The following is a 24,680-nucleotide window of genomic DNA, read 5'->3' as shown; positions in this document are numbered from 1 at the left end:
TTAATCAAAATTCTAACAATTAATCCGTAATTATAGTCTATTCTAGGTAGATATCAGGGTTTAGAGAAATTTTCTTTATTCTTGTTACCAAATTATTTTTTGTTCCGGTATTATTTAATTATTTTATTTATTCAATTGTAGACTTACTCTTGTTATTGCCTCATCCATATAATCTCTATCAACTTCAAATCCAATAAAGGAAACACCTAACCTAAGTGATGCGATAGTAGTTGATCCGATACCTAGAAATGAATCCATAACAACTAAATTTTCTTTTATGCCATGTAGTTTTATACACATTTCTGGCAATTTTATTGGAAAGGTTGCAGGATGAGGTCTTTCTTCTCTTTTTTGTATAGTTTTATAGGAAATAAACCAAGTGTTACCTCTATCTCTAATATCTTCCTTTGCAGTTTTCCATCTATTAATATTTGATTTATCCTGATATGGAACTCCGATAGACAACTTTTCTAAAGTTGTATTACCTTCTTTTGTAAAATGAAATATATATTCGTGACAGTCATTTAGAAATCGATTACTAAAAAAGAGGAAGAAAAAATAAAAATGATTAAGATTAGAGAATTTGACTTGGTAAGAAAAAAGGAGATACGCTTTATCTTAATTACTTAGGGTACGCTGTCTACATAAGACACCAACGTAATATGACCGATACCTTTCTCGTTTAGAATATGAAAAATATGTTAGGTAAAAGTACTATATCTGAAATTTCATTTTAATCAAACTTGCATATATACATCTTCTATTAGATAAACTAATAGAATGTAATCAAATACCTTAATATGATAAACCATACTCCCCCAAGTCTATAAAGAATGAATCAGAAATTGTCCAGCAATCTTGAATCTGACCCAAATTAATATATTCATAGGGTAACCATCCAAAACCATTATCTCCCCAAGCTTTTCCTCTGGAGTTCTGAATTAGAACGGCTCCGGTAGTCGTCTTTTCATCATTAATACTCTTGATTTTAATATTATCATCATATCCTACAACCAATACGGCATGTCCATACAATGATTTAGAATCAGAGAATGGGATTTTTCCATCTTCAGAAGCCTGATTTATTGGTTCTTCAGTAATCTGAACGCCAATACATACAGCGAATTTGTTATTTAGAAAGCTTCTAATTCTTTCTAAAAGATAGAAAGGTGATATACCGTGCCAGTCTAGTCTAATCGGCTCTTTTATCTTAAAGTTTTGCGCTAGAGCATAACAAAAGGCTGAAGGTTCCACATCAAATTTGGTTACATCAAATGGCCAGTATTTTTCTGGTGTTGTACCAAATAAGAGGAACGACATCATAGCTTTATTAATAGAAAAACCCATTTCTCCAGTTTGATTCAATAGATTACGAGTCACCTTATAATGAAATAATGGTGACATTCTACAATTCTTGTTCATAATGGATTTGAACCTAAACTCATATAATGCGGTAATTGCGAAGGAAGGAGCACAAGCAAGATTTTGCTGGGATTTAATATTCGAGCAGTATTCCCTCCAGTCAATCATATATGGTTAAGATTTAATTTCTTATGGATATAAGCTTATGAGTTACAGAATACATAGAGACAATTAATTCAAATATTCCTCCTTTGAATCAGAAACAGAACTAGCCAAATAACAAATTCTACATGTTAAGGTTTAAGGTATAAATCATAAAAAAAATGCCCAATAGAAACAAGACCGAACCTAAGGCGGCTCCAATGTATTTCATTGTCAGAGAGACGTTTCTATATCTTTTAATGCTATTGTAATTTCCTACATTTATCCTCATTGGAACAGGAAATGACGATGTAACAAATACCACCAATGCAGCTAGCATTAGTTGTACTGGGAGAAATGAATAAGCTACATCATTTGTATCATTAATGAAATCAATCCCAATAAGCTTGAAGATGGCAAAATAGGTTGTAATCAAACCCGTAGTTAACGGAATCATTAATTTGGTGTAATCCTTAATTACAGTAATAGAATTGATAAGGGAATCTAAGCCATATTGTAATATGACTCGCTCTTCAGAATTGATTTGAGTACCCTTCTTCCATATTTTCATTTTCTTTCGACAATTTTAATTTTACTTATACTGGCGTACTTAAATTTAGCTCCTAATCCTTCCTCATAGTAATATTCATACTTCATATCTGCTCCTTTAATGGGACAAATATAAAATAAGATATATGGTTCTGTAGACAATGTATTAGGAGAGTCAGTCTCAGGAGTATAGAAGTATATTATTTCATAATGAACCGAGATAATTAATTTATGCTTTTTACCACATGCGTGACAGTCAACTATCTTCTCATCTACTTCCATATGAGGGCTCATGATTGAACTTTTCCAGAATCTCTAATATGCATTAAGAATGGAAAAAGTGCATCAGAATAGAATTCATTGATTTTGGGAGGAGTCCACCATTCTCTTGTCTTGGATTTTAGTATGTAATCATATGGTAGCCATCCATATCCCTTTTCACCCCACTTCTCTCCCCACGAATTCCGAATATGAATTGCACCAGTTGTAATCTTTCCGCATTTATCATTCTTTATTTTCATGTTATCATCGTATCCTATCGCTGAGACTGCATGTCCGGTCTTGGGTTTCTCACCAAAACAAGGAAAGGGAATCTTTCCAGATTTCTTTGCTTGTTTTATTGAATCATATACAATAAATCCAAAAGACAATCCAGATTTAGTCATGACCAAATGTTCCTTGATGGATTCCAAGAGAGATATTCCATCCATACCTGGTTCATCTATTCTTTTAGTTCTTGCATCCTTAAAATTTTGAGCTAGGAAATAATGAAAGGTATTTGGCTCCCTGTCAAAATCTTTATTTGTATACGGATAATAGACGTCAGGTAACGCACCAAATAATTTTTGGCTTAATGAGGCGATATTTGGCGTACTGCCTGTATCTCCAGTAACTTGCATCAAATTTCTAGTTGCTTTATAACCAAACAGTGTAGCGTCTCCCACATAATTAAATAATCACATATATATTATTAATAATCCGTTAATTCATTTTTCATTTCAATCCATTATATTTGAAGGGAAAGAAATATTCTTAATCCATCCTATGACAGAATCAAGTATTGAATCCGATATATCATTAATAAATACAAATAATAGTCTTATAGGTTCTTTTATCTTATGAAAAAAGATAACATTAGCATCACCAAACAAATTGGAACAGCCATTTGGAATATTGAGCGAGAGTTATTGGTAGATGTTTCAGGCAATCTAATCCCAATCGATATCAACTTAGAACGAAAATTAAAAGAGATAGGATTTAAGCTAGACAGATTATTAGAACCGACAGGGATAATTAGGTGAAACTTCTAAGTGAATCACATTCGTGTATGGTTAGATTGAATTCAATAAGTTTTCCATAATAATCTGCACATTCATAGTGGTCTAACACTTTCACAATTTTACATTAACTAATGTAGTAAGGTTTATTAGTCGTATAATCCTTCGTTATACATATGTTTATACATAGTAATCAGTTACTTCAAGGTTCAAAAGGAAGGGAATACACCAACGAAGTTTAAATTTGATTCTCCTAAATACTTCTATTTTAACGGAAGGATACAAAAAACAGATGAAAATAATGTAATAGAGTATCCGAATGAAGTTTTAGATTTTGAAAGTGATATAGGGTTATCATCATTAATGTCTTATGATGAACAATACTCGCTTATTCATAACTATCTATTAAACCATGAACTACATGAGAGGGAGACCATTGTAACTGCTCATGGAAACTCAGGTAGAATATCAATGCCAAAAACTTGGGTAGGAAAGCGGGTGAAATTTTGGGTAACGGAAATTGGTGAATGAATTTTTTGTTGACTCACATCATTACTTCTTAAATTTCTCTTCTATTGACACACATGTATATGTCTCATGGTCAATCATAGTGGCCCGCCTGATATTTTGCTTCTTCAAATCTATCTGTATATATGAATGCCCATCTGTTAGCCAGTATCTTATATTTTTAAAACTAGTATGTATAGAGCAGTCAGAAAAATAAAATTTTGTATCCAGCGGTTCAATAACTATGATTCAAACTCGCTTGAGAATCCGCCGAATAGGACTGATATCGTCTTGAAGCCCACCGGTCGCGGTCCTATCAATATGTTTTAATATTAAAATGTCTTAATAACAATCCTATTAAACACCTTTAATAAATTTCTCTGGATAAACTATAATTGACTTTTTGTTTCGACGAGAAATCATGTATATAATTTGCAGTCATATTAATACTATAAGCGACAATTTTGAAGTAGATGGTGGAAAAAATTCAAATGAAAGTTCATCAAATGTTGGTGCAGTATTCTCATGTGAAAAGTGTAGTCAGACGCTTAAATCAAAACAGGAATTAGAGGAGCATTCTACCACAGCACATCAAATCAAATAGACCTTGATCTACAAGTCAAAGTAGTTCTTAATATAATTTAACTCAATACCATATTAGTGTCATAAGCAAGAAGAAATGTTGATTCACAATAGAGGAATATAATTGATTGACTAAAGAAAGATCCAGTCTGCGATGTAGACGAAACCATAGATGATGATAACACAGTTTCCATTATTAATACCAGTTGTTTTGAAGATTTTAAAATTAAAGTGTATGTTTATAAAAATGATTTTGGAAGAGTTGACATTATATCAAGACCTCGTCTGTTAACTCAAGACGTCGAAAGTGCGAAATCTTGCATAGATGATAGTTAGTGTGCCTCTTAATCTCATTTATCTATCTAATTCGTTATATCGATTTTCAAATTCTTTTTCTATGAACTGAATCAGTTTTTTATCTAAAACCCGAGTTTTATGGCCACAGGTAAGGCATAAAAAGTATACTTTTAGTGGACTTGCTTTGCGAGGTCTTCCTGGGAAATTCATATATCGAGTAATCCAATATTTTGGTCCCTGCTCGATGCAAAAAGGACAGACGATAACTGTAGTTACTTCGTCTAAATCTTTTGAAATAGACATGATAGAGGTAATACAAAGCTCTCATCGTATTTATTTATTGAATTAAATAGCATATAAGAAACTGGACTTCTACTGGATTGCTAATGTCGACCGTTTTGTCACAGAAGTCAATTGCATTGGTTATAGGTTTTTTAAATACATTGACTTCTAAGCTTGATCTATTTATTTATGTTAAATTGTAAAGGTAAATGTATCATACACAAAGCTAGTAGATCACTTAAAAATAGTCACTATTCACATTATCTATCTAACCATAAAAGATGTCAAATTTGTCAAATCTTTTTGAAATGGGATAAGGATACTAGATGTCCTTGTTGTAAAAGTATGTTAAGGACAAAACCCCGAAATAGTAAAATTAAGGAAAAATTTCATCGAAGTAGAATAATGGAGTATGATAGGTATTGAACGGAAAAAGGAGAATATGTAAAGGTTATTTCAGACAAAGATTAAGAATTAATCCAAAGGCAAACTTTTAAGATAACACTATAAAGTGTATAGATTAAAATTTATTCGAGAAAATTATAACGATAAAGACAAATGTAATCTCGATATGTATCAATACAAAAAAAATGGCTGAAAAAATGATATACGAAAAAATATCCAGCCTAATAACCATCATAAATGACAATGCATAGTTAGGTGAAACAGGATAGAGAAATCGAAAAACAAATAACCTGGATCCAATTACTTTTTTAGATTAATGCGAACAATAAAGAAAAAATACTTTCAAGTTAACATCTATTAGATTATTCAAATTTATATCCTTATTGTTATCTCCTCTGGTCCTTGTTGAGGATTATTTAAGAGATTATAACATATCATTCCATTACCCCCGCCAGTTACAGAACCTTCTATACAGATGTGAAATGTCTCGTTTACCTCTAACACTCCAGATGGCATTACTATATCTGTCGTATATTCTCCATTAGATGTGTCACTATATAGTGCATCAGATAAATCTATGTTAAAATGACCATATTCAGGATGCTCTTTTACGTATATATCCACTAAATCAGAGAAAACGTGATCAATATCAATATCCAAATCGTCAACCAGAGTGGCCCGTATAATAAAATTACTCTGATTTTCACCTTGAGTTGCTATTGCTACATCCATAATCATTGGGGAATTGGCTAGAAGAGTTAGGGCTGTTACTACAGATAAGAAAATATGAAATAGCTTCCCATCTTGATTCAGTTTATTCATTTTAATATGTGATCTTTTACTCATACACTTTGATAGAAAGCCAAATTATTTAGAATTTATCCTTAAATTGCAATATTCTAATAGTCTAAGAAGATTTGAAAATGATAGTTTTATCGTATTAGTGGGGACGAAATAATATCTAATAAACAAGTTCAATTCATATTACAAAAGTTATATTCTCCCTGATTATAACATCACTATTAGTTTTGATGACGTTACTTTATTAACTCGTATAATGTAATACCATACTAAATAACATGAAATCTATTTAAAATTAATTACAAAGACCATGTGATACTTTACCGCCTCAAACCTTGTCTTTGCGTGTGACTTGCCATTATAAATTTTAAGTTCCAATAGTATGAGAGTTTTAGAATATTGCACCTAGTTAGAAAATCCAATATATTTTCTTTATCAAGAAGCAGTATGAAAAAAATCATAACTCACAAAAACATAATGACAATTTCAGGAGGCTGTTTTCTTTTTATAGCGTTCCTAATAACTGGGTCAATATCAGTAATGGTATTAAACACCCATGAAGCAATGGGAGAAAATTTAATTCAAAATAGCTGATGAAGATTCAAATAGAGAATTATTAGTTATGCCCCAAGATCCCTATATAGGATTACAAGGCGAAGGTAATGGTGATGCTGCGGCTGAAGATGATGATTTCAAGTTGGAAAAAACCATTATTGTTAACGGAGAGATTTGCGGTGTTGAAGATGAAATCACTCAAACATCTTTTGAGTATAGATTCGAAGATGGGTGGTAGGTCGCTCGCTTCCATTATTATTGTTCCGTGTCCCTAAACCTTTTTCTACAATTGATAATGAGTATTTATTTGAAAACTATGCTCTGTAGCCTTAAGGAAATTTTTCACTTGATATCCAATATCTTATGCCCCGTTAGATAACTGCATTTACAAAAGTTCTTAAATTCTACTCAAAATAAAAGAAATATTCTTACTTTTGATTCATGCAATATAAGTTCGATTCGGACCTACTCTGACTTATACGCTTAAGTTAAAGTCAATAGTTCAAAATCTAATTGGATCTACTACTCTATCTAACTCAATCATTCTTTCGTCAACTCCTAAGGCGTGTACAAACTTAGGTTGTCATGAATATTGTTAATAATCATTATACCATGGATGGAGTTTTATGATGTTTTTATAATTTGCTTTCCATTCTAAAAGTATTAGAATATTAGAGTATTGCAACTTGTTAGCAAATCCAATATATTTTTTATTCCTTATTGATGATATGAGTAACAAAATAACAACTCAACATTATGAAAAGAAAGGACACGAACATGCAATAATTGCTATGATAGTCACATTTGCATTACTAACATGTTATGTATTGCCTACAAGTGATATATTCGCAGCTAAGCCAAATGATCCTGATAAAACTGGATGTAATCCAAAAACAGATACGGATTGTTTTCCAGATGATATCATAATATTGGATAACCCAAGCGACAGCCGCCTGTTAGTTCTAGAAAGTAATTTCTTAAGCAGTAACACACCGACAGATAGTTCAGTAGATATTGAAGCAGATGAACTTGTTGTGGTAGGATGCAAGGGTGGAACAGCAGGTGAAGTTCCTGGAAAACCTGGTGTCTGCAAAGAAGACGATCAATCTACAAGCAGTAACACACCGACAGATAGTTCAGTAGATATTGAAGCAGATGAACTTGTTGTGGTAGGATGCAAGGGTGGAACAGCAGGTGAAGTTCCTGGAAAACCTGGTGTCTGCAAGGAGAAATAAATTCGCAATAATTTTGAATTAAATAATTTTTTTATTTGATTAATGTATTTTACTTTTAAAATTAGACTCGTAATATATCTATTACTAAGCCCACCGGGCCCGCTGTAATTTTACTACTTTATTAGGACTCAAAATAAATATAGAGTGAGAAAAGATTAGTTGGATTTAGAGTTACAACATGAACCAGTGGAAAATAGGACCCAAGGAAGTGCATATTCCTTATATTTATTTGGAATGAGGTCTCCGGTAACCAGGGATAAGGTTGTGGAGATTAGGAATAGATATGATACCCCACTAAAGCTTCAAAATATTACAAATTATTACAGAATATATACTTTCTTAAATATATCGATATGTGAAAAAAAAGAGGATTTTTGCTATTCTAATAATAACATATGTTGTATTAATCTCTGTTATAGCATCGTTTCCTTACAAAGAGAATACAACATCCGCTCTTCAAGTTGGCCAGCCAAATCCCGAACCTCGCAATCCATTTAGTACTACAGAAGGTGCTCCATCTATTTCAATAAAACATGATAACAATACCTATGTTGGAGAATTACGATCAGCTGCATTTTCTTACGGGGATGTTAATGATAACCTGGAATCTTTTGGAAACAATAGTTCCAACATCACGTCTATAATTCCAGAACAGACTATAAATATTTCAAAAGATGAACAGATGCAACTTGTAATAGAAGGAAATCCAAAGCCTGAAAATCAACCCAATACTCTATCAGCTACAGCTTACCACATAAATGGTACTCAAGTTAAGGTCTTATCGATATCAGAGGATGGAAAATCAGATAGGTTCATTATAGATTTGGATAAAGGTCAGTATCTTATCCTTACTATAGCGACCTGGATACCAAGTCCAGATAATTATTTGGAAAGCTCAGGATATGTTTCATACATCTTTAGAGTAAATGTACAGTGATAGGTTAACAGCCGCTCAAGTTTAACATTTTATTAAATGAATTCGAATATTTATTACTATTAGGTCCTTGGAAACAACAAGTTACGATAATATAATTATCGATTTATAGCGGTACATATAACACCAGAGATTATCTCTATGTATATATGCCCACTTACAACCATACACCGCAAAACATTAGGTTACTAAAAATAAAAGAATGACCCGTCGGCTATTTGCTAAAGCTAGTTGTTTCATATATAATAATCTGGTTTTTCAGAAGCTTTTCAATTTGCTTTTGTTAGTATAATTTTTATGCAGAAATTCAGATTGTCATCTTTAAACTCTGGAAGATTGTTTATGTTATCTTGTCTGTCACACTTTTGTTAAATTTGTTATCATTGTCAATATCATTTTGCAAAGATACTTGTGCTTGTGGGACGGTTAAATCAATACCATTCCTTTGAAATGAATCATAGATTCTCTTTCTAATCTCAGAAGTAATTTTTAGAAATTCCCTTGGTTTGTTTGTAAATGCCCTGAGGTCATATACTGCACCATAATCTCCAAACTTTACAAGTAAAACAAACGGATCTGTTACAAAATTATCTGCAGTATGGAAAGATCTAGAAGTCTTTGCTACATCAGAAGGAAAATCATCTGATGTTACTATTCCTTCCGTATCCTTTGCACAATCTATCAATATTTTTTCGATTAGATTTCGGTTGTTATTATAAATTAATGATACATTCACCGTAATTGAAAGGACATCCAGTCCACTATAGTTTACTATTTGTCTTTGTAATAGTGTTTGATTTGGAATTGCTACAAGCTCATTTCTTATGGTTTTGATTTTTGTATATAGCAATGAAATTTCCACAACGTCTCCGATTAGGCTTTCATCCTCAGTTGTTCTAATTCTATCGCCTAGTTTGAAAGGACGAGCGGATAACAGCAATATCCCCGCAATAGCATTACTAATTGTATTTCTTGAAGAAAAACCGATAATTGTTCCAGCTGCCACGCTAATTGCTCCAGCTGCTACACCGCTTAATGAAGAGAAATGAAATATAATGGCGATAACGGCTGTTACAATAATAGCCATCTTAGTTATTGAATTAATCCCGGATAATTGTCTTCTATCGAGATTTAAGGAGTTGGCCGATTTGTTTATGAAAAATCGTATGACAAAATAAGCGGCTATAGCAGCAGTTATGACTATAATGGAAAAAATGATACTATCCCAATAACTGCCAATACCTGCAATTGCTTCTGTGGATCGAAGAGGTGATGCAGATTCTGATTGTTCCCCCACTATGGATGGCTCTCCTCCACCGCCCCCACCACCAGTTTCTATTCCGACATCAACCTCATCTTGTCCATAAACTTTTAGAATGTCATTTAGGATGGCGTCTAACATGTACTGTAAATGCTAATGATTAATATTGCTTAAAAGAGATTACTCGTCAACGTCCTACATAAAATACAACATAATCTTGGTCTCGTCAGCACCGGCTTCCTGTTTAGCAAATTTATCATATAGGTAAAAATAATAAAATATACTGATACATAACTACCAAAATGAAAAGAGGGAATTATTTCTAATATATTCTTGTATGTTATCTATAAATTCGATATATAATTTTAATATTTACCAATCATTTGATATTATTAACTTTGTTATTCAAATAGTATCTTGAGGTCATCATCTTCGCTATTAAAACATTGTATCTCGTTAGGAAAACAATCCATCATTAATGTAAATTTAGCGGATAAAATGTTAAAAGATGTCTTGTTGATTAGTTATGCATTTTCTTAAATCTAAAATTCCTAGTTTTGATAATTTAATAATCTTGTTAAATTGATTTCTATAACTTCTTTAATTGACTGACTTAATTTAATTGAGTGCCAGTCCGTCTCGGTTTTCCTTTCTCCTTTCCTTTTGAATTTCTTTTCTCATGGCCTAGAAATAATATCCTTCATATATATGTCAAATAATTTTGCAAATCGAGGCTGATCATTTTCTAAATCCTTTTTGAAGTTTAGTAGTTGTTTAATAAAGGAAGAGGTTAAATGTGGTGGGAAGGTCTTTAAAACCAAAGATAGCTGACCCGAGCACCAGTCTGTGAGCACTCTAAATTCTTCGTGTTTATCTTGACGAACAAGGTTCTTACACTGTGCAATGTATTCACTAACCATATGATAAACAAGAGGAACGTTTCTAGTTGTTAGAATTTTGTCCATCATGGTCGATAATTCTACTAGAATTATGGTATCTAATAATATCTCCTTTGGATTTATTATTGCTTTTAACGTAGACGTCTGAAGTGATTCATTGTTTGTACGAATATGATTTTCTTCGCTATTGTTATTTTCCATTTCTTGGAATTTTATCTTATTAACCGTTCTCTTGGAATCTTCTGTAGTTAAAGTGAATGGAATACCAATTATTTCTTTATGTATGAGAGCATAATGTAATACCCTAAACAGACCTGTTATACAAGATTTAATTACATCGGTATCGCCCAATTCTGCAGACTTTACAGCAACACTTCTTAGTACTTCTATACCAAATAATGGATCACGTGCTAAATCTCTATCATCAGTTATTTCCATACATCGAAGAAACTTCTGTTTGGTTTTGCTGATATCGGCTTTATTGTGTTGGTTTCTTCTATCCTTCTTCTGACTTAGGTTTCCTATGGAAATCCGTTTTTCTCCGGATATCTGACTCCAGGCCTTTTTCTCACTTGTACTAAACTCATCGAATTCGTAAACAATAGCTATGTTATCCTGTTCTTCAATCCAATCTCCAATTGATTTAGAATAATCGATCCACAGATTCTTTTGTTTCTTTAGTGCTAAATCCATTAGATTTTCTGAAACCTTACTCCAATCTATAAAGGCAAGTAGGCCCTTACGGGGAGAGTTTATTTCAAGTATTTTTGATTTGTAAATCCTCTTGTCATTTGATGATTGGCTTGACGTTCTCTTCTCATATGGTTTTAGGGCATTGAGGATTTGATCAATAAGCTTTGATATGAGTATATTTGGTTTAAGATAAGAGCTGATATTATGAAGATATAATATAAGCATAAACAACCCTACAATAGAGATGATTATAGCCAAATTTACTCCAATGATTGGAGTGAAGACGGATAACTCAAGTTGTTGATTGCCACTTACGGACAAACTAGACATATTCATCATTGATGCTAAATTTATAGACGATTCTCCGGTCCTAACAGTTTTTAAAACCAAAAGAGAATAAGTAACAGTAAAGATAAACCAACTCAAGGCAAGTTGATTGATTTTATCTTCCTCAAAGCGATTTACTAAATGAGATATGTATTTTGAAACAGAAAGCTGCAAGGTAATCAAGGTTACAGAAAATGCTACTCCAAGAATAGTTGCCCATCCAGTAGCTATAGCTGACAGGATACTTCTGGCCGCACCAGGACTTCCAGTAAATACTAAAGGATCCACGTATTCTATATCAACGCTGTAGCCGGTAGGAAAAGAATTGTCAACCAAGGATGTTATTAAGAATAGTATTAATGCAGCAACTGCAAATAGAACAGGATAAAACAGAATAGACTTGGTAAACACCTTCCATTTAGAACGAATAACAATAGGAATGTTGGATAATTCATATGATGCCACTTATACGAATTATGAATTATCTTTGTTTATTAAATACATACCCTAATATTTATTATAATAGTAGAATTCTAGATGATTACAGAAGAGTGCTGCTCGATTTTTTTGGAGGTCGCTATTAACACACTCTACAATCCTGACCTGAATTGATGCTATTTTCCGTTTTAGAACCTCGAACATGTATTACCGAGAAAAAGGAATTGTAGAGGATGCCTTAATTAGATAGAGTATTGGCATTGTTCTAATAAATAGCAGTATAAATGGAATAGATGCTATTGTAATACTAATTGCAAATAGAACTCGTAACATCAATATATCGTAATTTTCATAATTAGAGATGGAAGCTATCAAGCCGATAAACGTGATAACTGGAATGGAAGAAATTAACAATTCTTTAGATAGATCTGCTAGCATATTTCGAATAAAAATAGAATAACCAATACTTTTTAAAACATGTAGTCTTTTCAGAGATTCATAAACTGCTTTTGCATTATCTTCTTTATCTGAATTCATACTAAAATTGAGTCTCTGAATGAACCCTGTAGTAGAGATGACGATAACGGAGAAAATGTGTGGGGTCTTTTTGTATAAAGATAATCGAGAGTTACACTCTGTAATAATGCCATCATATATAGAGGATAACTTCCTATCATGTTCTCCCTCTTTTAAATTGCTTTTATCTTCGATAGCCTGTTTTGATAAAAGTCTGACTATGATAATCATACCCCTGACGGCGTCTGTTAAATTTTCAGCAGCGCGAGATAAAATCTCTTTCTCCTCATTATCATTTAATTTAATGTTTTTAATCTTATCTGAATTTTTAGTTGTATTAACGTTATTCATAGAAGATCTAGAATTACTTTCTTTTATACTTTGAACAGGTCTTAGCAAATCATTCAAATTATTGACCTGGTCTTGTACTTGGGATAGATCTTTAGGAAGGTTTTTCATTTGATTTTGTAATGCTAGAGTGTTAAATGAAACTACGACTGCAAGTAATGTCCCTAATGCAGATATATAATATCTTAGCGTGTCAGAAAAAGACCCGAAGTTTGACGGTGAAACAATATAAAAATATGCTACAAACAAGAACACTTCAATTATAGCCAATAAAATATATCTTTTTTTTGTAATAAAATAATTAATAAAAAATCTATTCATATTCTATCAGATGATTATACTAGTTTAATATGGTGAGTATTTGTTTTGGTGAGATAGATTTTACTATTATTATATTGAGGACACTATCGATTATACCGCGCTGCTTTAGCTGAGACAAAGCTACCTTAAATAATATTTGTTTGTTAATTTAGCAGTTTAATGATACGATATATAATTGTGTTAGTATTTCTCTTTTTGACCAGTAGTGTAACAGTTTGTCTGCCCTTTCTTTTTGACGGCATATATGCTCAATCTAATATTAATCCATTATGTGTAATAAGAGGCGAATCTATACCCCCCTCCTCCATTTGTTGTATTGCGATGGGATACTTCAAATGTATGTAATTCTACAATCGATCATTTTACACATTTTTATGACATTAGAGCTATAATTAATAACAATACAGACTTTATCGTATTTTTGGAATCAAATTAACTCTTTTCTAATGGTTTGATCAATGAGAACTACAAATTGGGCATAAATGTTAATCTAGTAACATTCATTCTTTATTCACAAAATCTATTTATCAAAAAAATTCGTTTTCTCCAATATAGAAATATTTTTTTCTATAGGATTTTGTATAATGGTTTCTTTATTACTAGTCCCCATTGATACACTGCCATGTAGTTAATGGAGACAGGTCATAATTCATTTTGATATATCATTCGACAATCATAGTTTTAGAAACGCTTTTTTACATAAATCAATCTATTTGGCTTATTTGATTATCCCTTTTCGTGTTTGACTGATCGACTTGTAGTAGTCATAATAGTAGTAGATTAGATGCCATTATCGCTTCCAGCCGATATCATACTGTGTTATTTCACAGTACGTTACGTGAACTCTTTCACTCGGGAATTTTGGGCCGTATAGAATTATTCGAGGTCGCATCTGTTCTTATAGTATAGTTTCCATTACCTTCTAGAAATGGTGCATCGATATGATATGCCCCAGTGATGCAAAAATCAGGACCATATAGGTTTGTTTCGTTATTATTGCTCTTTATTAATTTCAAGGGCAATGATTTGCCAGCGGTAACAAATGGTCCTGTAAATAATGTACTATTATTGTCCCTTAGCATTGTAATATTATGTGCTATAGGTGTTGTCCTATTGAGTACCACTATCAGCTGCTGGAAGTCAAGAAGTGTTCTTTACTTCTGTAAGGTTAAATGCTGACCAACTCCTAAAGACATTTGAAGGTATTGATCTTTTTCATATGAAAATATTGAAAACTTGTATAAATATTTATAAAAATACATTAGGAATTACCGTACAATTGATCAGTCTTTCTGAAATTAAAATTAATTATTAATAATGGCTCTATGACTGCTCTTCTTTTGCTTGACTTTCCATTTTTTGCAGTCGTGTATAATAATCAGAAAATTCATTTAAATGTGCTAGTGCAATCTTTCCAGTCGTTATTTCATCATCATTTGTTACATTCGTTGATAATTCGCGACTTCCGTGTTCTAATTCTACATCTAACCCCATTCTAAATTGCTCTACGTCAAACTTAGTCCAATCAATACCTATAGACTCACCAATTCTTTTGGCATCCTCTTTTGTAAAATGCTTTGCTGTCAAGATACAATACTAATAACACTACTTGTTAGTATTATTTTCCATTTTCAGAAAAATTATAAATATCTGGTTTTGCAGTTCGATAATGATTGTTTTTAGGTCGGCATTTCTATGAACATAGAATCTAATCCTGGACTATTCAGAATTAGCTGCATAATTAAGGAGTATTAAGTTGTGGAGTTTCTTCAACTTTATATTTTCGATCAAAAGGTCAAATACCTTGAGGGTGGCTTCAATGAACGCTGCTTTTCATTCGTTTTTGGCTTTCTTTAAACCTAGAATTGAATAGCGTATACTTGTTTATGATATGAGAAAAATCAATGAAATATAAATAAAATCTATGTACGTATGCTATAACAATCAGAAATAAATTTTCAACCTACTACTGACTGTTGGTTTTCATTGTAGTAGTAAAATTTGAATTGCCAGGCCCGCTTGTAGTCGTAGTAGTTGTAGTAGACTGAGAGCCAGTATCATTTCCAGATAGGGAATTATTGCTACTATTCGAGGCCTGATTTATCGAGTCAAATGTATTTGCAATGTCGTTATTTACTGCATTATTTATCGAATCTGTAAGACTCTGAGCATGTGCAACTTGCACGATAGATAAGAAGAATATAGGTAATAAGACTAATCCGAAGTTCATGATATACATAGTATGACATACTATAAAGGGATTTGAATATCAGAACACTAATTATTTCAATGAGGATCACGATTTAGCGATGAATTAGTGTCATTATTCAAAAATAAAATTCATGTTTACGCAGTCCATAATAAATTTAGAAAGGGAGAATAAAAATTAGTTACACTCGAAATTTTAGAATATACCGATAGTTAATAATATTATCTTTCTTCCTTTAGATGAAACGTTTATTTTATTCATTATTCATAGAATTAGAGTCCTCTTTTAGTGGTGAAAATGCAGCGGAAACCACCGGGCCCGCTGTAATTCTACTATTTTATTAGAACAAACACTAGATAGCGAAAAAAAAATTGTCAAGCCTTTTACTAGAGCATTCCCAAGTTGAATGTAACTAAATACCATCGTCATTAGTTCAAAATTAATCTTTAAACACAGGTTGCGAGATAGATTGAATATTGAATAATATGGATGAACTGTTAAAAATCAAACTGTTAATAGAAAAAGCTAATATTAAATATGCAAACTTAACGGATGAATTTAAGTCTAGAGGAATAACAACCATGAGATTAGATGAATATGAAACTTTTATGAAAAAAAATGCAGATAATGAAATTTTAGATAAAATATTTAAGATTCTCGTATTAAGAGGATATATTGAAACATTAGACAAAAAAGTTTCTCTAACGAATCGCAATTTTGTAAATAAAGGTGTTCATCTGGATGAAGATGACGAGAATTTTGCAAGACAGTTACTGAACATGTATAGAAATTATAATTCTATTTGAAAAGACATCCTATGCCCCTATTTGTATCATCAAACTATCTGCGAACAGAACCACTTTATTTTACATTGAAAATATTTTTCATAGCCTTAGCCCTACCTTCAAAGGGATATTAGTTAATTCTCTTGTTGAAAATAGAACAGTAAATAAGGTAGGGATATTAGGAAGTAACCAAACCTATCAATGTGGTTTTGCTTCCAGCCAATTTATGATTATTGCTTCCCTAGGCAAATTAGTAGAGAAAAGATCTCTTCTAATATAATAAAAGCATTGAATTAATTTTATCACCATATTAGGAAAGGTCCAAATTTGATTTCATCCAAGTTATAATTTATTAAATTAACAGTTCCCATATACCTCATGGATTCGAAGCCCACCGGGCCCATTTTACATTATAATAATAATTTTTATTTGATTAAAAAATCTAGAGAATAATCAAGTTCTCAGATTAGCGACTCGGACTAAGGATAATGAAACAACTTTCATCTATTATTTTTGTACATTTTCTGCAGCCCTCATGATAAAGTCCGCGATTTTATCTGGATTAGATACAAGAGATGCGTGACTAGAGTTGATAGATATAGTTGTTGCATTTATTTGATCTGCAAATTTCTGTTGTAATTGTAGTGGAATTAACTGATCTTTTATAGACATCTGATACCATGATGGAAGATCTATCCAAGCAGGTGGACCCGATTTTGCTTCAAGAATAGAACGGTTAATTGGTTTTTGTGCTGAATTCCATATGGTCACCTCCGAAGGATTAACATCGTGAGCCATTGCACCGTGGAAAAATACAGGATTCAAGTACAAGAATCCACCACTATCACTAATCAAAAAATCTTTTGGCAACTTGGTAACGTCAATATAATCTGAGATTGATTCACCTTCTTTTGGAGCAAATGCAGCGACATAAACTAAACCCGTTACACGAGGATTATTGTGAGCAGCATTAGTCATTACAAATCCCCCGTAAGAATGGGCTACAAGAAGTGTTGGTGCACCCATTAAATCGATTGCACGATTAACCGTAGATATATCATCAGTTAATGAATGTAGAGGTAATTGCACTGCCCTAACATTATGGCCTGCTTTTTTTAGAATAGGAACAACCTTGTGCCATATAGTTCCATCACTAAAAGCACCGTGAATCAAAACTATACGGGGTAAGGCTGTATCCAAATCATATGATTGAAGGGTTTGGTCGTAGTGTTTATACTGTTCATTATTTGTAGCCGACATGGCTTTATCCACCCTCTAAGGCTTCGCCTCAAAGATCAAGTTGAATGGTGTTTGAGTGGACTTTCGAACTTTAGAAAAACCTACCGACTTTATCAATTCTGTTATCATTTGTTCACCTGCTTGTGCTCCCAGACCTGGACCGTTTTCGTTTAAAGAAGCAGGAACACACACAACAGAAGATACTGAGAAAAACACTCTTCCAAGCGGATTTAAATTATCTTCTAATTTATCATTGGCGAATGGTTCCACTATCATCCAAGTACCATTTTTTTTCTCTATTGTTTGGAGAACATGTCTAGCAGCTCCTTTGGGATCACCCATATCGTGGAAGCAATCAAAGAAAGTGACCAAATCATAATCATCACCAGGGTAGTCAGTTGACTTGGCCACTTCAAAAGTTAGGTTTTTAAGATTTTCTTTTTTCGCCAAGTCTTTAGCCCAATCAATTGATGGCTTGTGAGAATCAAATCCTATTATGTGTGAGTTAGGATATGCCTTTGCCATTAGAATTGATGAAGCTCCATGTCCACATCCAACGTCTGCTATTTTTGCTCCTTCGATTTTGAGTTTAGGTTCTACGTTTTCAAGCGAAGGAATCCAACTATTTGTTAGATTGGCCACATAGTTAGGTTTAAAGAATTTCTCTGTTCCTTCAAAAAGATAATGATGGTGATCTCCCCACCCAAGTCCTTTTCCACTTCTGAATGCTTGAATAATTTTTTCTTCATCTTTAAAAAGGCTAACCAAAGATTGATAGAAACCTGTTACATACGCGGGGCTATTTTCATTGGTGAGTGCCAAAGCCTGTTCTTCAGGAAGAGAGTATGTCCTATTAATGCTATTGTAAATAACATACCCTCCGGCTGCCTGACCTGCCAGCCACTCTTTTATAATCCGTGGATGTGTTCCTGTCTTTTCTGCTATCTGCTCATGTGTCAATTCACCTGCTCCTGCCATCGCTTTGAACAATCCCAACTTGTCTCCTACGAATGTATTGAAGACGCCTCCTGCAGCACCCCAATCGATTACAACTTTTTCAATAAATTTATTTAATTTTTCCTGATCAATTTCTTTTGATATTTGATTCATAATAATGCTAGCACGCTAGCATTATTTAAGGATTGCTAATATCGCTAGCGTGCTAGCATTTATATTTATAGTAGTCACATAATAAGTAAATGTCACATACTCTAGTTATTCGTGGATTTGATAATGACACTCACTCACAGTTGGGAGATCTATCTAGACAGAAGGGGGTATCTATAAACTCGATAGTAAAAGATGCCGTAGATCAATGGATTAAAAAACAAAAAGAGATTCCAAAGAGACACCACTTGATCCTTTATGACGATGATAAAGATTTGACACGCTTGTTAAAATCCCTAGATATATTTACAAATAGTAATAACAAATGGTTCAGATGTTTTATTCCACCTTCAAATGAAAACTATGTAGAATTATTGAAAGACTTGAATTGGATTGATATAGACCATAACAGTACACAATTTGATTATTCTCATGGTGATGTTATGAAATATTTTAGTAATATATTGCAGAAGATTAAAAAGAAATCCAAAAATAAAGAATTATGTTGTGTTGATTTTCTGCTTAATGATATCGCAAAGTTTTCGATTAAAGAGACTATTGAAATTGAAAGCGCTTATAACCAGAACAAGTTAGAGGGTCTCGTATTTTGTCCATACAAAATAAAAGATCTGTTAAATTCTTCTGTATCTGACATTATAGTGCTATTTGATGCCCATCAACAGATTTTCGCAGTAAAAGGAAACGAATTGTACAAATTGAATATTACCAAAGAAAGTATTCACAAGTTATTCTTGAGTTAAAATTTGAAGGCATGTTTGAAACTGTAAGTTGCACAAATGTCGAGCTGACATAATATAAGAAACTAGATTATTTGAGTGATTACAGATCACTTACGCCCGCTTAAAATCAAGAATATTTAGAAAACAATGGAACGGTACAAGGCTAACTAATCACTAGAATGTCTAAAACGTTTAAGATTAAGATCCTTTCAAACTATTCTATCCGTTTAAGAAATTTTTATAGTCAAACACTAGTTATCTGGATAGATTTTTACCTGAAATGATTTTAGACTCGTAATATATCTATTACTAAACCCACCGGGCCCGTTTGATTTGGAAGATAAGGTTGATTTGAACTTTTAAGTGTATACTGTTTTTGCATTACAGTATACTGTTTTGTCAGGTTAGGGGAATAGTAAATATCGCAAGTCATACAGTAAAGTCCTGTTTTCTTGGAGGATTCTTTTGAACCCAATCTAATATAGCTAGAGTTAAGTCCTTTATGACAATTCTGGCATCGGGTCAATTACAGATTATCAAAAAGACTCCTATTTGATCTTTATGTAAATGAATTCTTACCTGAGAATAACCTTAATTAGAAATTCATTGTCAAAATAAGCCAATTAAATTCTTATTCTATGACTTGGATACTTGGTTTTGGCATTGAAGAAATTGAACCTCATCTTTCGAGAGAAGAGACGTCTGTAGTATTCATACGGACTAAAGGGTTTATGTTCTATTACTGTTGGTTTATGATTCTAGCATGTCTAATTTGACTATATGAATGAATAATAATTCCTAAACTATGAGAATACAAGAGTTTTAGAATTTTAGGGTCAACCTCATATGCTTGTTCGAATAGTCAAGGATATGAATAATATTATTAATGCCCAAACAAGCGCAAAAACATATTTGAAAAGAGTAACTATGATAGCTACTATTGTTTTGGTACTATCTATTACATTGTCAAATGTTGATGCAGTTCCCAATAAATCCAATGATAAAGAAACAACATGTAAGTCTACAGGTAAGGAATCCGCGAATGGTCTAGAAATAGTTGAATGCTGTTGGTTCGATTTCGTTAAACCAGGGACAGGATTCGGGGGAGGAAGTGTTGAAGAATACTGTTCTGAATGTGAGGATGGAGGAAGTCGAGGAAAAATTAATTGCTCCGAACCTGAACTTCAATATCGCACAGGACCTACGACAGATGAATCAGTATTTCCAAATGACGATAGTAACGCTATAGATGAACAACAACCAAACCCAAGTTCACCATTAACCGACCAACGTGTTCCACCTGGTAATGTCGGTGTGTTAGAACAATTAGAAGATTCATCAAACAACCAAAATAGTGAATCAGCGGATACTAACCCGTCAAATCCTGGTTTGATGAATGTTGTACCACAAAATCCAACAGTCTCAGAACCACAAACAGCAGAGGATAGTAACAATGAAAACCTACCGCAAGATAGTGGAGCTCAAAGATAGATATTCTTTTCACTTTTTATCTAATAGGGGAGGAACGTCATCCATTTGAAAAAATAAATAATATCTTGTGCAAGAATTGAGAATTCATTCATAGCAATTCTTAGTAGTATAGAATATGAAGAAAATTTCTAATTCGACGCGAAATAAAAATAATTAGGAAACTATTATATCTATCTATCGCTCCTTTATTGTAGTAAATTTGATGGCGTCACAACCCCAAGAACTATAATTATAGATATTTCTCTCGGTGAATTCGAACGATTGTATGAAAATTATTTGACAAGTAAATACACTACAAAGTAAAAATAATTTTTATAATAAAATTGAATTTAGACTCGTAGTATCGAAGTAATCATTTTGAATATTTAATTTTCGTTACAGAAATCGAAAAAGGTTTAAGTATGTATCCGGTTTACATAATCGAGTCCTTTTTTAGTTGTGAAAATACAGCGGAAACCACCGGGCCCGTTGTAAATTAAGTTACTTTGTAAAATAACAAAACTGATTCCTTATTAATTAACATTTCCCATATACCTCATGGATTCGAAGTCCACCGTCATGCTTATTCTAAACGCTTCTGTAAGTTGAAACACAAATCATTGTAAATCTAAAACATATTCGCTCATTTATCGATGCACGCGTATTTTCAAATGCATCTTCATTTGAATCGAATCGTTTTAGCAATAGACTATAGTAAATACGATAAGGTATGAATGCACTCTCTATCTTATAGATATGGAATCTAACGGGAACATACTCAGAGTGTATTTATTCGCTCTTCTGGCTGTATCGGCACTATCAGTTATTTGTTTTGAGAGTAATGCAATTAATAAGTTATTTTTTGCAAATGCTCAAGAGATTGCATCTAATGTTACTACAAATTATTCTAATGTTCCTTCTGCAGAATCCGTACATACCACTGAGATGTTGAAACTACCTGCTAACACAAACATCTTTGTAATGTTAATTGCAAATGAGGCACATGAAAGTTGGAAAGAGGAGCAGCATAAACTAATTACAGATAAGAATGCATATTTTATTCCTACAAATCTCATTATCTATGAAGGTACAAAGTTAGTGTTCTTGGACGCCGACGCACCATGGGATACCCCCCATCCACATGATTTAGAATTAGTCAATGTCAATAATGAGGAAAAAAGCGATGCTTCATCATTTTCAACTGGTATCTTAGATTATACAAATAATTCAGAACCATTTACACTTCCCGTTGGAAATTATTCAATAACTGATAGTGATTATGAAATAAAAGAAGGAACAATTACAGTGCTCAAAAACAATCAAGAAAATATCGATGGCAGCGGTAACAACAAATTAATTGTTGGAGGATTCTACACCCCCACAAATCAAGTTGAAGACACAAAGGATAATGACGGTAACTCGCATCCCGGTTCTTTAGCATATTATAGACAAGCGTTTAATGAAAATGGAATTAAAATACTAAGTGAATACAATTTTACCTATTCTAGATGTGATTATTGTCCAGAAGGATATTGGCCAGATAACAAAAGCGGAAATCATACTTTAATTATGTTTAGTTCTTTACAACCATTAGAACAGACATTTGAAATCTTAAAAACGTTTGTAAAAGATAATGTATACATTTAATTCTATTTCCTGTGACGTACTGAGACACAACGGTATACGCATATTGATAGATTCATCGTCATTGCCAAATGACCGCCATTGGAATCCACCATAAAGGACTGATATCGTCCTGAAGCCCACCGGGCCCGTTGTAATTTTACTACTTTATTAGGACTCAAAATAAATAAAAAGTGAGAAAAAAGTAGTTGGAAACAGAATTATATAAAGAAAATGAGCAAGAAGACAAGCCAAAAGAAAGTGACGCTTATTCTTTGTATTTATATGGAATGAGATCCCCTGTTACAAGAGATACGTATGTCAGACGATTAAGAATTTTCTTTAATCATATTCAATTGCTATCTAATGAAGAACCCATGAATGTTCGTTGTAACTTGTTTGTGGATAAATCAAGAACCACCCCTGGATGGGCTTTTTCTCAAATTTTGAACTTTCTACAATTTCAAAAAGAGAGGGTGGAAAGGAGAGAGATATTTCCTGCAACATTAAAAAATTTCGTAAAATCCATCAAGTTGCTATGTGAGATGACAGATATCGAAATAGGATGGAAAAGGATAACTCGTGGATTACCAAAAACAAGAAGGTATGCCGATGACAGAGCACCCACTCTCTCAGAGATTCAAAAAATAGCCGAATATCCGGATCGTCGTATGAAGGCTTTGTTGTATACCATGGCATCATCAGGAATAAGGCTCAGTGCGTGGGATTATCTACGGTGGGGTCATGTTAGACCTGTTAAGAGAGATGGAAATATTGTGGCAGCAAAGGTGATTGTATATGCAGGAGATCCAGAAGAATATTTTACCTTCATCACTTTCGAATAGTACCTTGAATTAGTAAAATGGATAGAATACAGAAAAGATGCAGGTGAAGAAATAAACGAGAAAAATTGGCTTATGCGTTGGAAATGGGATACAAAGAAGGGACACAATAGAGGATTAGTTACCAATATATAGTAATGAGTCGATCTATTAGTGGATTAGTTATTGTATGATTTTATTTAATTTCCATATTAAATTAAACAGTGAATTTAAGTCATAACCACATAAACCATCTTGATTGTATATTTGATCAAAGGGAGAAGAAAGCAGTTACATAATAATTACCGGTATAGAGAGGCGCATCCTGTTTTTCTAATTCATTTGGGGGTGTGGTAGGGTCATAGTATATATTTTAGTTGAGTCGGCGATATTCTTTCAACAGTGTTAAGAAAATTTACCTCGAGTTACTCGCTTACTGATATCATTTCTTAGGTTATAGCCTACCTGGCCAAACAAAAAATGTATTAGTTATGATTATGTATATTATGATTAATGCTAGTTAGAGTAAATAAAATTGACGAAGCAGAAAACAAAGTAAGTGTGACATTGTTAGATATAGTTGAACTTGGCTCAGTCATCCCCATGAAAGAACTAAGATTAAATCTACTGTCTTATGATAATTCTGTAATAAACATCTTGAGAGCATCCACACATGCAATTATCTTTACTGAAGACTTTGATAATGCGATTAGTTCTACTATCATTTCTGCAATTAATTTAACTGATGATGAACTTAATCAAGAGAAAGAGAAAATGATCAAAGCGGCTAATGATAGACTCGAGAAAAGTGAATGACGAATAGAATTTAATTCCAACTAAGTTTGTTCAAAAAAATGTGAGAATAGTATTTCATCCTACTTGATATTATATTTCTATTCACATACCATATTTAATTGTCTTAACTTTTGATTTAGATTATATAAAAGTAATTTTTA

27 protein-coding genes and 1 pseudogene are annotated in these 24,680 nt (G+C 32.7%); 12 read left to right on the top strand and 16 right to left on the bottom strand.

The features are described 5' to 3' along the window. Window positions 1-123 precede the first annotated feature (123 nt). The 5 genes and pseudogenes from AB0A59_RS01995 to AB0A59_RS01975 form a co-directional block, all read right to left on the bottom strand. Window positions 124-534, bottom strand: a pseudogene (locus AB0A59_RS01995) (DNA methyltransferase); the annotation flags it as partial. A gap of 261 nt (window positions 535-795) precedes the next feature. After that, a complete protein-coding gene (locus AB0A59_RS01990; protein WP_458746017.1) occupies window positions 796-1,422 on the bottom strand; it encodes a C1 family peptidase in 627 nt (208 codons plus the stop codon). 226 nt (window positions 1,423-1,648) lie between these two features. Beyond that, window positions 1,649-2,074, bottom strand: coding sequence for a hypothetical protein (locus tag AB0A59_RS01985; protein WP_458746015.1), 426 nt, complete (start codon window positions 2,072-2,074; stop codon window positions 1,649-1,651). Then, entirely contained in the window at window positions 2,071-2,334 is a 264-nt protein-coding gene (locus tag AB0A59_RS01980) for a hypothetical protein (RefSeq protein ID WP_458746013.1), read from the bottom strand. The genes AB0A59_RS01985 and AB0A59_RS01980 overlap by 4 nt, the downstream gene beginning before the upstream one ends. An 8-nt stretch (window positions 2,335-2,342) precedes the next feature. After that, window positions 2,343-2,996, bottom strand: a complete 654-nt coding sequence (locus tag AB0A59_RS01975; RefSeq protein WP_458746011.1) for a C1 family peptidase — start codon at window positions 2,994-2,996, stop codon at window positions 2,343-2,345. A 174-nt stretch (window positions 2,997-3,170) separates the two neighbouring features. On the opposite strand from AB0A59_RS01975, the gene AB0A59_RS01970 reads away from it, so the two are divergent. From AB0A59_RS01970 to AB0A59_RS01960, 3 genes are all read left to right on the top strand, one after another. Next, window positions 3,171-3,353, top strand: coding sequence for a hypothetical protein (locus AB0A59_RS01970; protein WP_458746009.1), 183 nt, complete (start codon window positions 3,171-3,173; stop codon window positions 3,351-3,353). Between the two features lie 339 nt (window positions 3,354-3,692). Beyond that, window positions 3,693-3,860, top strand: a complete 168-nt coding sequence (locus AB0A59_RS01965) for a DUF2080 family transposase-associated protein (protein ID WP_458746008.1) — start codon at window positions 3,693-3,695, stop codon at window positions 3,858-3,860. A 397-nt stretch (window positions 3,861-4,257) separates the two neighbouring features. Continuing rightward, complete coding sequence (locus tag AB0A59_RS01960; protein WP_458746006.1) at window positions 4,258-4,440, top strand: hypothetical protein; 183 nt, start codon at window positions 4,258-4,260, stop codon at window positions 4,438-4,440. Window positions 4,441-4,772: 332 nt separating this feature from the next. Here AB0A59_RS01960 and AB0A59_RS01955 read toward each other — a convergent pair whose 3' ends face one another. Next, window positions 4,773-5,018: a hypothetical protein gene (locus AB0A59_RS01955; RefSeq protein WP_458746004.1), complete on the bottom strand. Its 246-nt coding sequence runs from the start codon at window positions 5,016-5,018 to the stop codon at window positions 4,773-4,775. A 756-nt stretch (window positions 5,019-5,774) separates the two neighbouring features. Beyond that, window positions 5,775-6,248: a hypothetical protein gene (locus tag AB0A59_RS01950; RefSeq protein ID WP_458746002.1), complete on the bottom strand. Its 474-nt coding sequence runs from the start codon at window positions 6,246-6,248 to the stop codon at window positions 5,775-5,777. A 577-nt stretch (window positions 6,249-6,825) separates the two neighbouring features. Here AB0A59_RS01950 and AB0A59_RS01945 point away from each other — a divergent pair. From AB0A59_RS01945 to AB0A59_RS01935, 3 genes are all read left to right on the top strand, one after another. After that, window positions 6,826-6,996, top strand: coding sequence for a hypothetical protein (locus AB0A59_RS01945; protein ID WP_458746000.1), 171 nt, complete (start codon window positions 6,826-6,828; stop codon window positions 6,994-6,996). 490 nt (window positions 6,997-7,486) lie between these two features. Continuing rightward, window positions 7,487-7,993 (top strand): hypothetical protein, encoded by a 507-nt coding sequence (locus AB0A59_RS01940; protein WP_458745998.1) that lies wholly within the window; start codon window positions 7,487-7,489, stop codon window positions 7,991-7,993. Between the two features lie 355 nt (window positions 7,994-8,348). Continuing rightward, window positions 8,349-8,930: a hypothetical protein gene (locus tag AB0A59_RS01935; protein ID WP_458745996.1), complete on the top strand. Its 582-nt coding sequence runs from the start codon at window positions 8,349-8,351 to the stop codon at window positions 8,928-8,930. A gap of 337 nt (window positions 8,931-9,267) precedes the next feature. Here the strand turns inward: AB0A59_RS01935 and AB0A59_RS01930 are convergent, their stop codons facing one another. The 6 genes from AB0A59_RS01930 to AB0A59_RS01905 all read right to left on the bottom strand — a co-directional run bounded on the left by AB0A59_RS01930 (window position 9,268) and on the right by AB0A59_RS01905 (window position 15,960). After that, window positions 9,268-10,329 (bottom strand): mechanosensitive ion channel family protein, encoded by a 1,062-nt coding sequence (locus AB0A59_RS01930; protein ID WP_458745994.1) that lies wholly within the window; start codon window positions 10,327-10,329, stop codon window positions 9,268-9,270. Window positions 10,330-10,865: 536 nt separating this feature from the next. After that, complete coding sequence (locus AB0A59_RS01925) at window positions 10,866-12,572, bottom strand: DUF2254 family protein (RefSeq protein WP_458745993.1); 1,707 nt, start codon at window positions 12,570-12,572, stop codon at window positions 10,866-10,868. Between the two features lie 180 nt (window positions 12,573-12,752). Then, a complete protein-coding gene (locus AB0A59_RS01920) occupies window positions 12,753-13,730 on the bottom strand; it encodes a hypothetical protein (protein WP_458745991.1) in 978 nt (325 codons plus the stop codon). 848 nt (window positions 13,731-14,578) lie between these two features. Continuing rightward, window positions 14,579-14,854: a hypothetical protein gene (locus AB0A59_RS01915; protein ID WP_458745989.1), complete on the bottom strand. Its 276-nt coding sequence runs from the start codon at window positions 14,852-14,854 to the stop codon at window positions 14,579-14,581. Between the two features lie 199 nt (window positions 14,855-15,053). Further along, complete coding sequence (locus tag AB0A59_RS01910) at window positions 15,054-15,317, bottom strand: DUF5661 family protein (RefSeq protein ID WP_458745987.1); 264 nt, start codon at window positions 15,315-15,317, stop codon at window positions 15,054-15,056. A 379-nt stretch (window positions 15,318-15,696) separates the two neighbouring features. Further along, window positions 15,697-15,960: a hypothetical protein gene (locus AB0A59_RS01905; RefSeq protein ID WP_458745986.1), complete on the bottom strand. Its 264-nt coding sequence runs from the start codon at window positions 15,958-15,960 to the stop codon at window positions 15,697-15,699. Between the two features lie 464 nt (window positions 15,961-16,424). On the opposite strand from AB0A59_RS01905, the gene AB0A59_RS01900 reads away from it, so the two are divergent. Then, window positions 16,425-16,745: a hypothetical protein gene (locus AB0A59_RS01900; RefSeq protein WP_458745984.1), complete on the top strand. Its 321-nt coding sequence runs from the start codon at window positions 16,425-16,427 to the stop codon at window positions 16,743-16,745. 486 nt (window positions 16,746-17,231) lie between these two features. Here AB0A59_RS01900 and AB0A59_RS01895 read toward each other — a convergent pair whose 3' ends face one another. Both AB0A59_RS01895 and AB0A59_RS01890 read right to left on the bottom strand, forming a co-directional pair. Further along, window positions 17,232-17,984 (bottom strand): alpha/beta fold hydrolase, encoded by a 753-nt coding sequence (locus AB0A59_RS01895; RefSeq protein ID WP_458745982.1) that lies wholly within the window; start codon window positions 17,982-17,984, stop codon window positions 17,232-17,234. A 15-nt stretch (window positions 17,985-17,999) separates the two neighbouring features. Then, on the bottom strand, window positions 18,000-19,073 hold the full coding sequence (locus AB0A59_RS01890) for a class I SAM-dependent methyltransferase (protein ID WP_458745981.1): 1,074 nt from the start codon (window positions 19,071-19,073) through the stop codon (window positions 18,000-18,002). Window positions 19,074-19,162: 89 nt separating this feature from the next. Between AB0A59_RS01890 and AB0A59_RS01885 the strand changes: the two genes are divergently transcribed. Further along, window positions 19,163-19,831 carry a hypothetical protein gene (locus AB0A59_RS01885; RefSeq protein WP_458745980.1) on the top strand — a complete coding sequence of 223 codons (669 nt, stop codon included), beginning with the start codon at window positions 19,163-19,165 and terminating at the stop codon, window positions 19,829-19,831. Between the two features lie 265 nt (window positions 19,832-20,096). Here the strand turns inward: AB0A59_RS01885 and AB0A59_RS01880 are convergent, their stop codons facing one another. After that, complete coding sequence (locus AB0A59_RS01880; protein WP_458745978.1) at window positions 20,097-20,285, bottom strand: hypothetical protein; 189 nt, start codon at window positions 20,283-20,285, stop codon at window positions 20,097-20,099. A gap of 395 nt (window positions 20,286-20,680) precedes the next feature. Here AB0A59_RS01880 and AB0A59_RS01875 point away from each other — a divergent pair, with 395 nt between their 5' ends. The 4 genes from AB0A59_RS01875 (at window position 20,681) to AB0A59_RS01860 (ending at window position 24,540) form a co-directional block, all read left to right on the top strand. Continuing rightward, on the top strand, window positions 20,681-21,301 hold the full coding sequence (locus tag AB0A59_RS01875) for a hypothetical protein (protein ID WP_458745976.1): 621 nt from the start codon (window positions 20,681-20,683) through the stop codon (window positions 21,299-21,301). 762 nt (window positions 21,302-22,063) lie between these two features. Beyond that, on the top strand, window positions 22,064-22,927 hold the full coding sequence (locus tag AB0A59_RS01870) for a hypothetical protein (protein WP_458745975.1): 864 nt from the start codon (window positions 22,064-22,066) through the stop codon (window positions 22,925-22,927). 185 nt (window positions 22,928-23,112) lie between these two features. Next, window positions 23,113-23,748 (top strand): hypothetical protein, encoded by a 636-nt coding sequence (locus tag AB0A59_RS01865; protein WP_458745973.1) that lies wholly within the window; start codon window positions 23,113-23,115, stop codon window positions 23,746-23,748. 489 nt (window positions 23,749-24,237) lie between these two features. Continuing rightward, entirely contained in the window at window positions 24,238-24,540 is a 303-nt protein-coding gene (locus tag AB0A59_RS01860; protein ID WP_458745971.1) for a hypothetical protein, read from the top strand. The last annotated feature ends 140 nt before the right edge of the window (window positions 24,541-24,680 follow it).

Source organism: Candidatus Nitrosocosmicus sp. T, from assembly GCF_054408485.1.
Note: the sequence above shows the minus strand (reverse complement) of the source record. Positions and strands in the feature narration are given on the sequence as shown.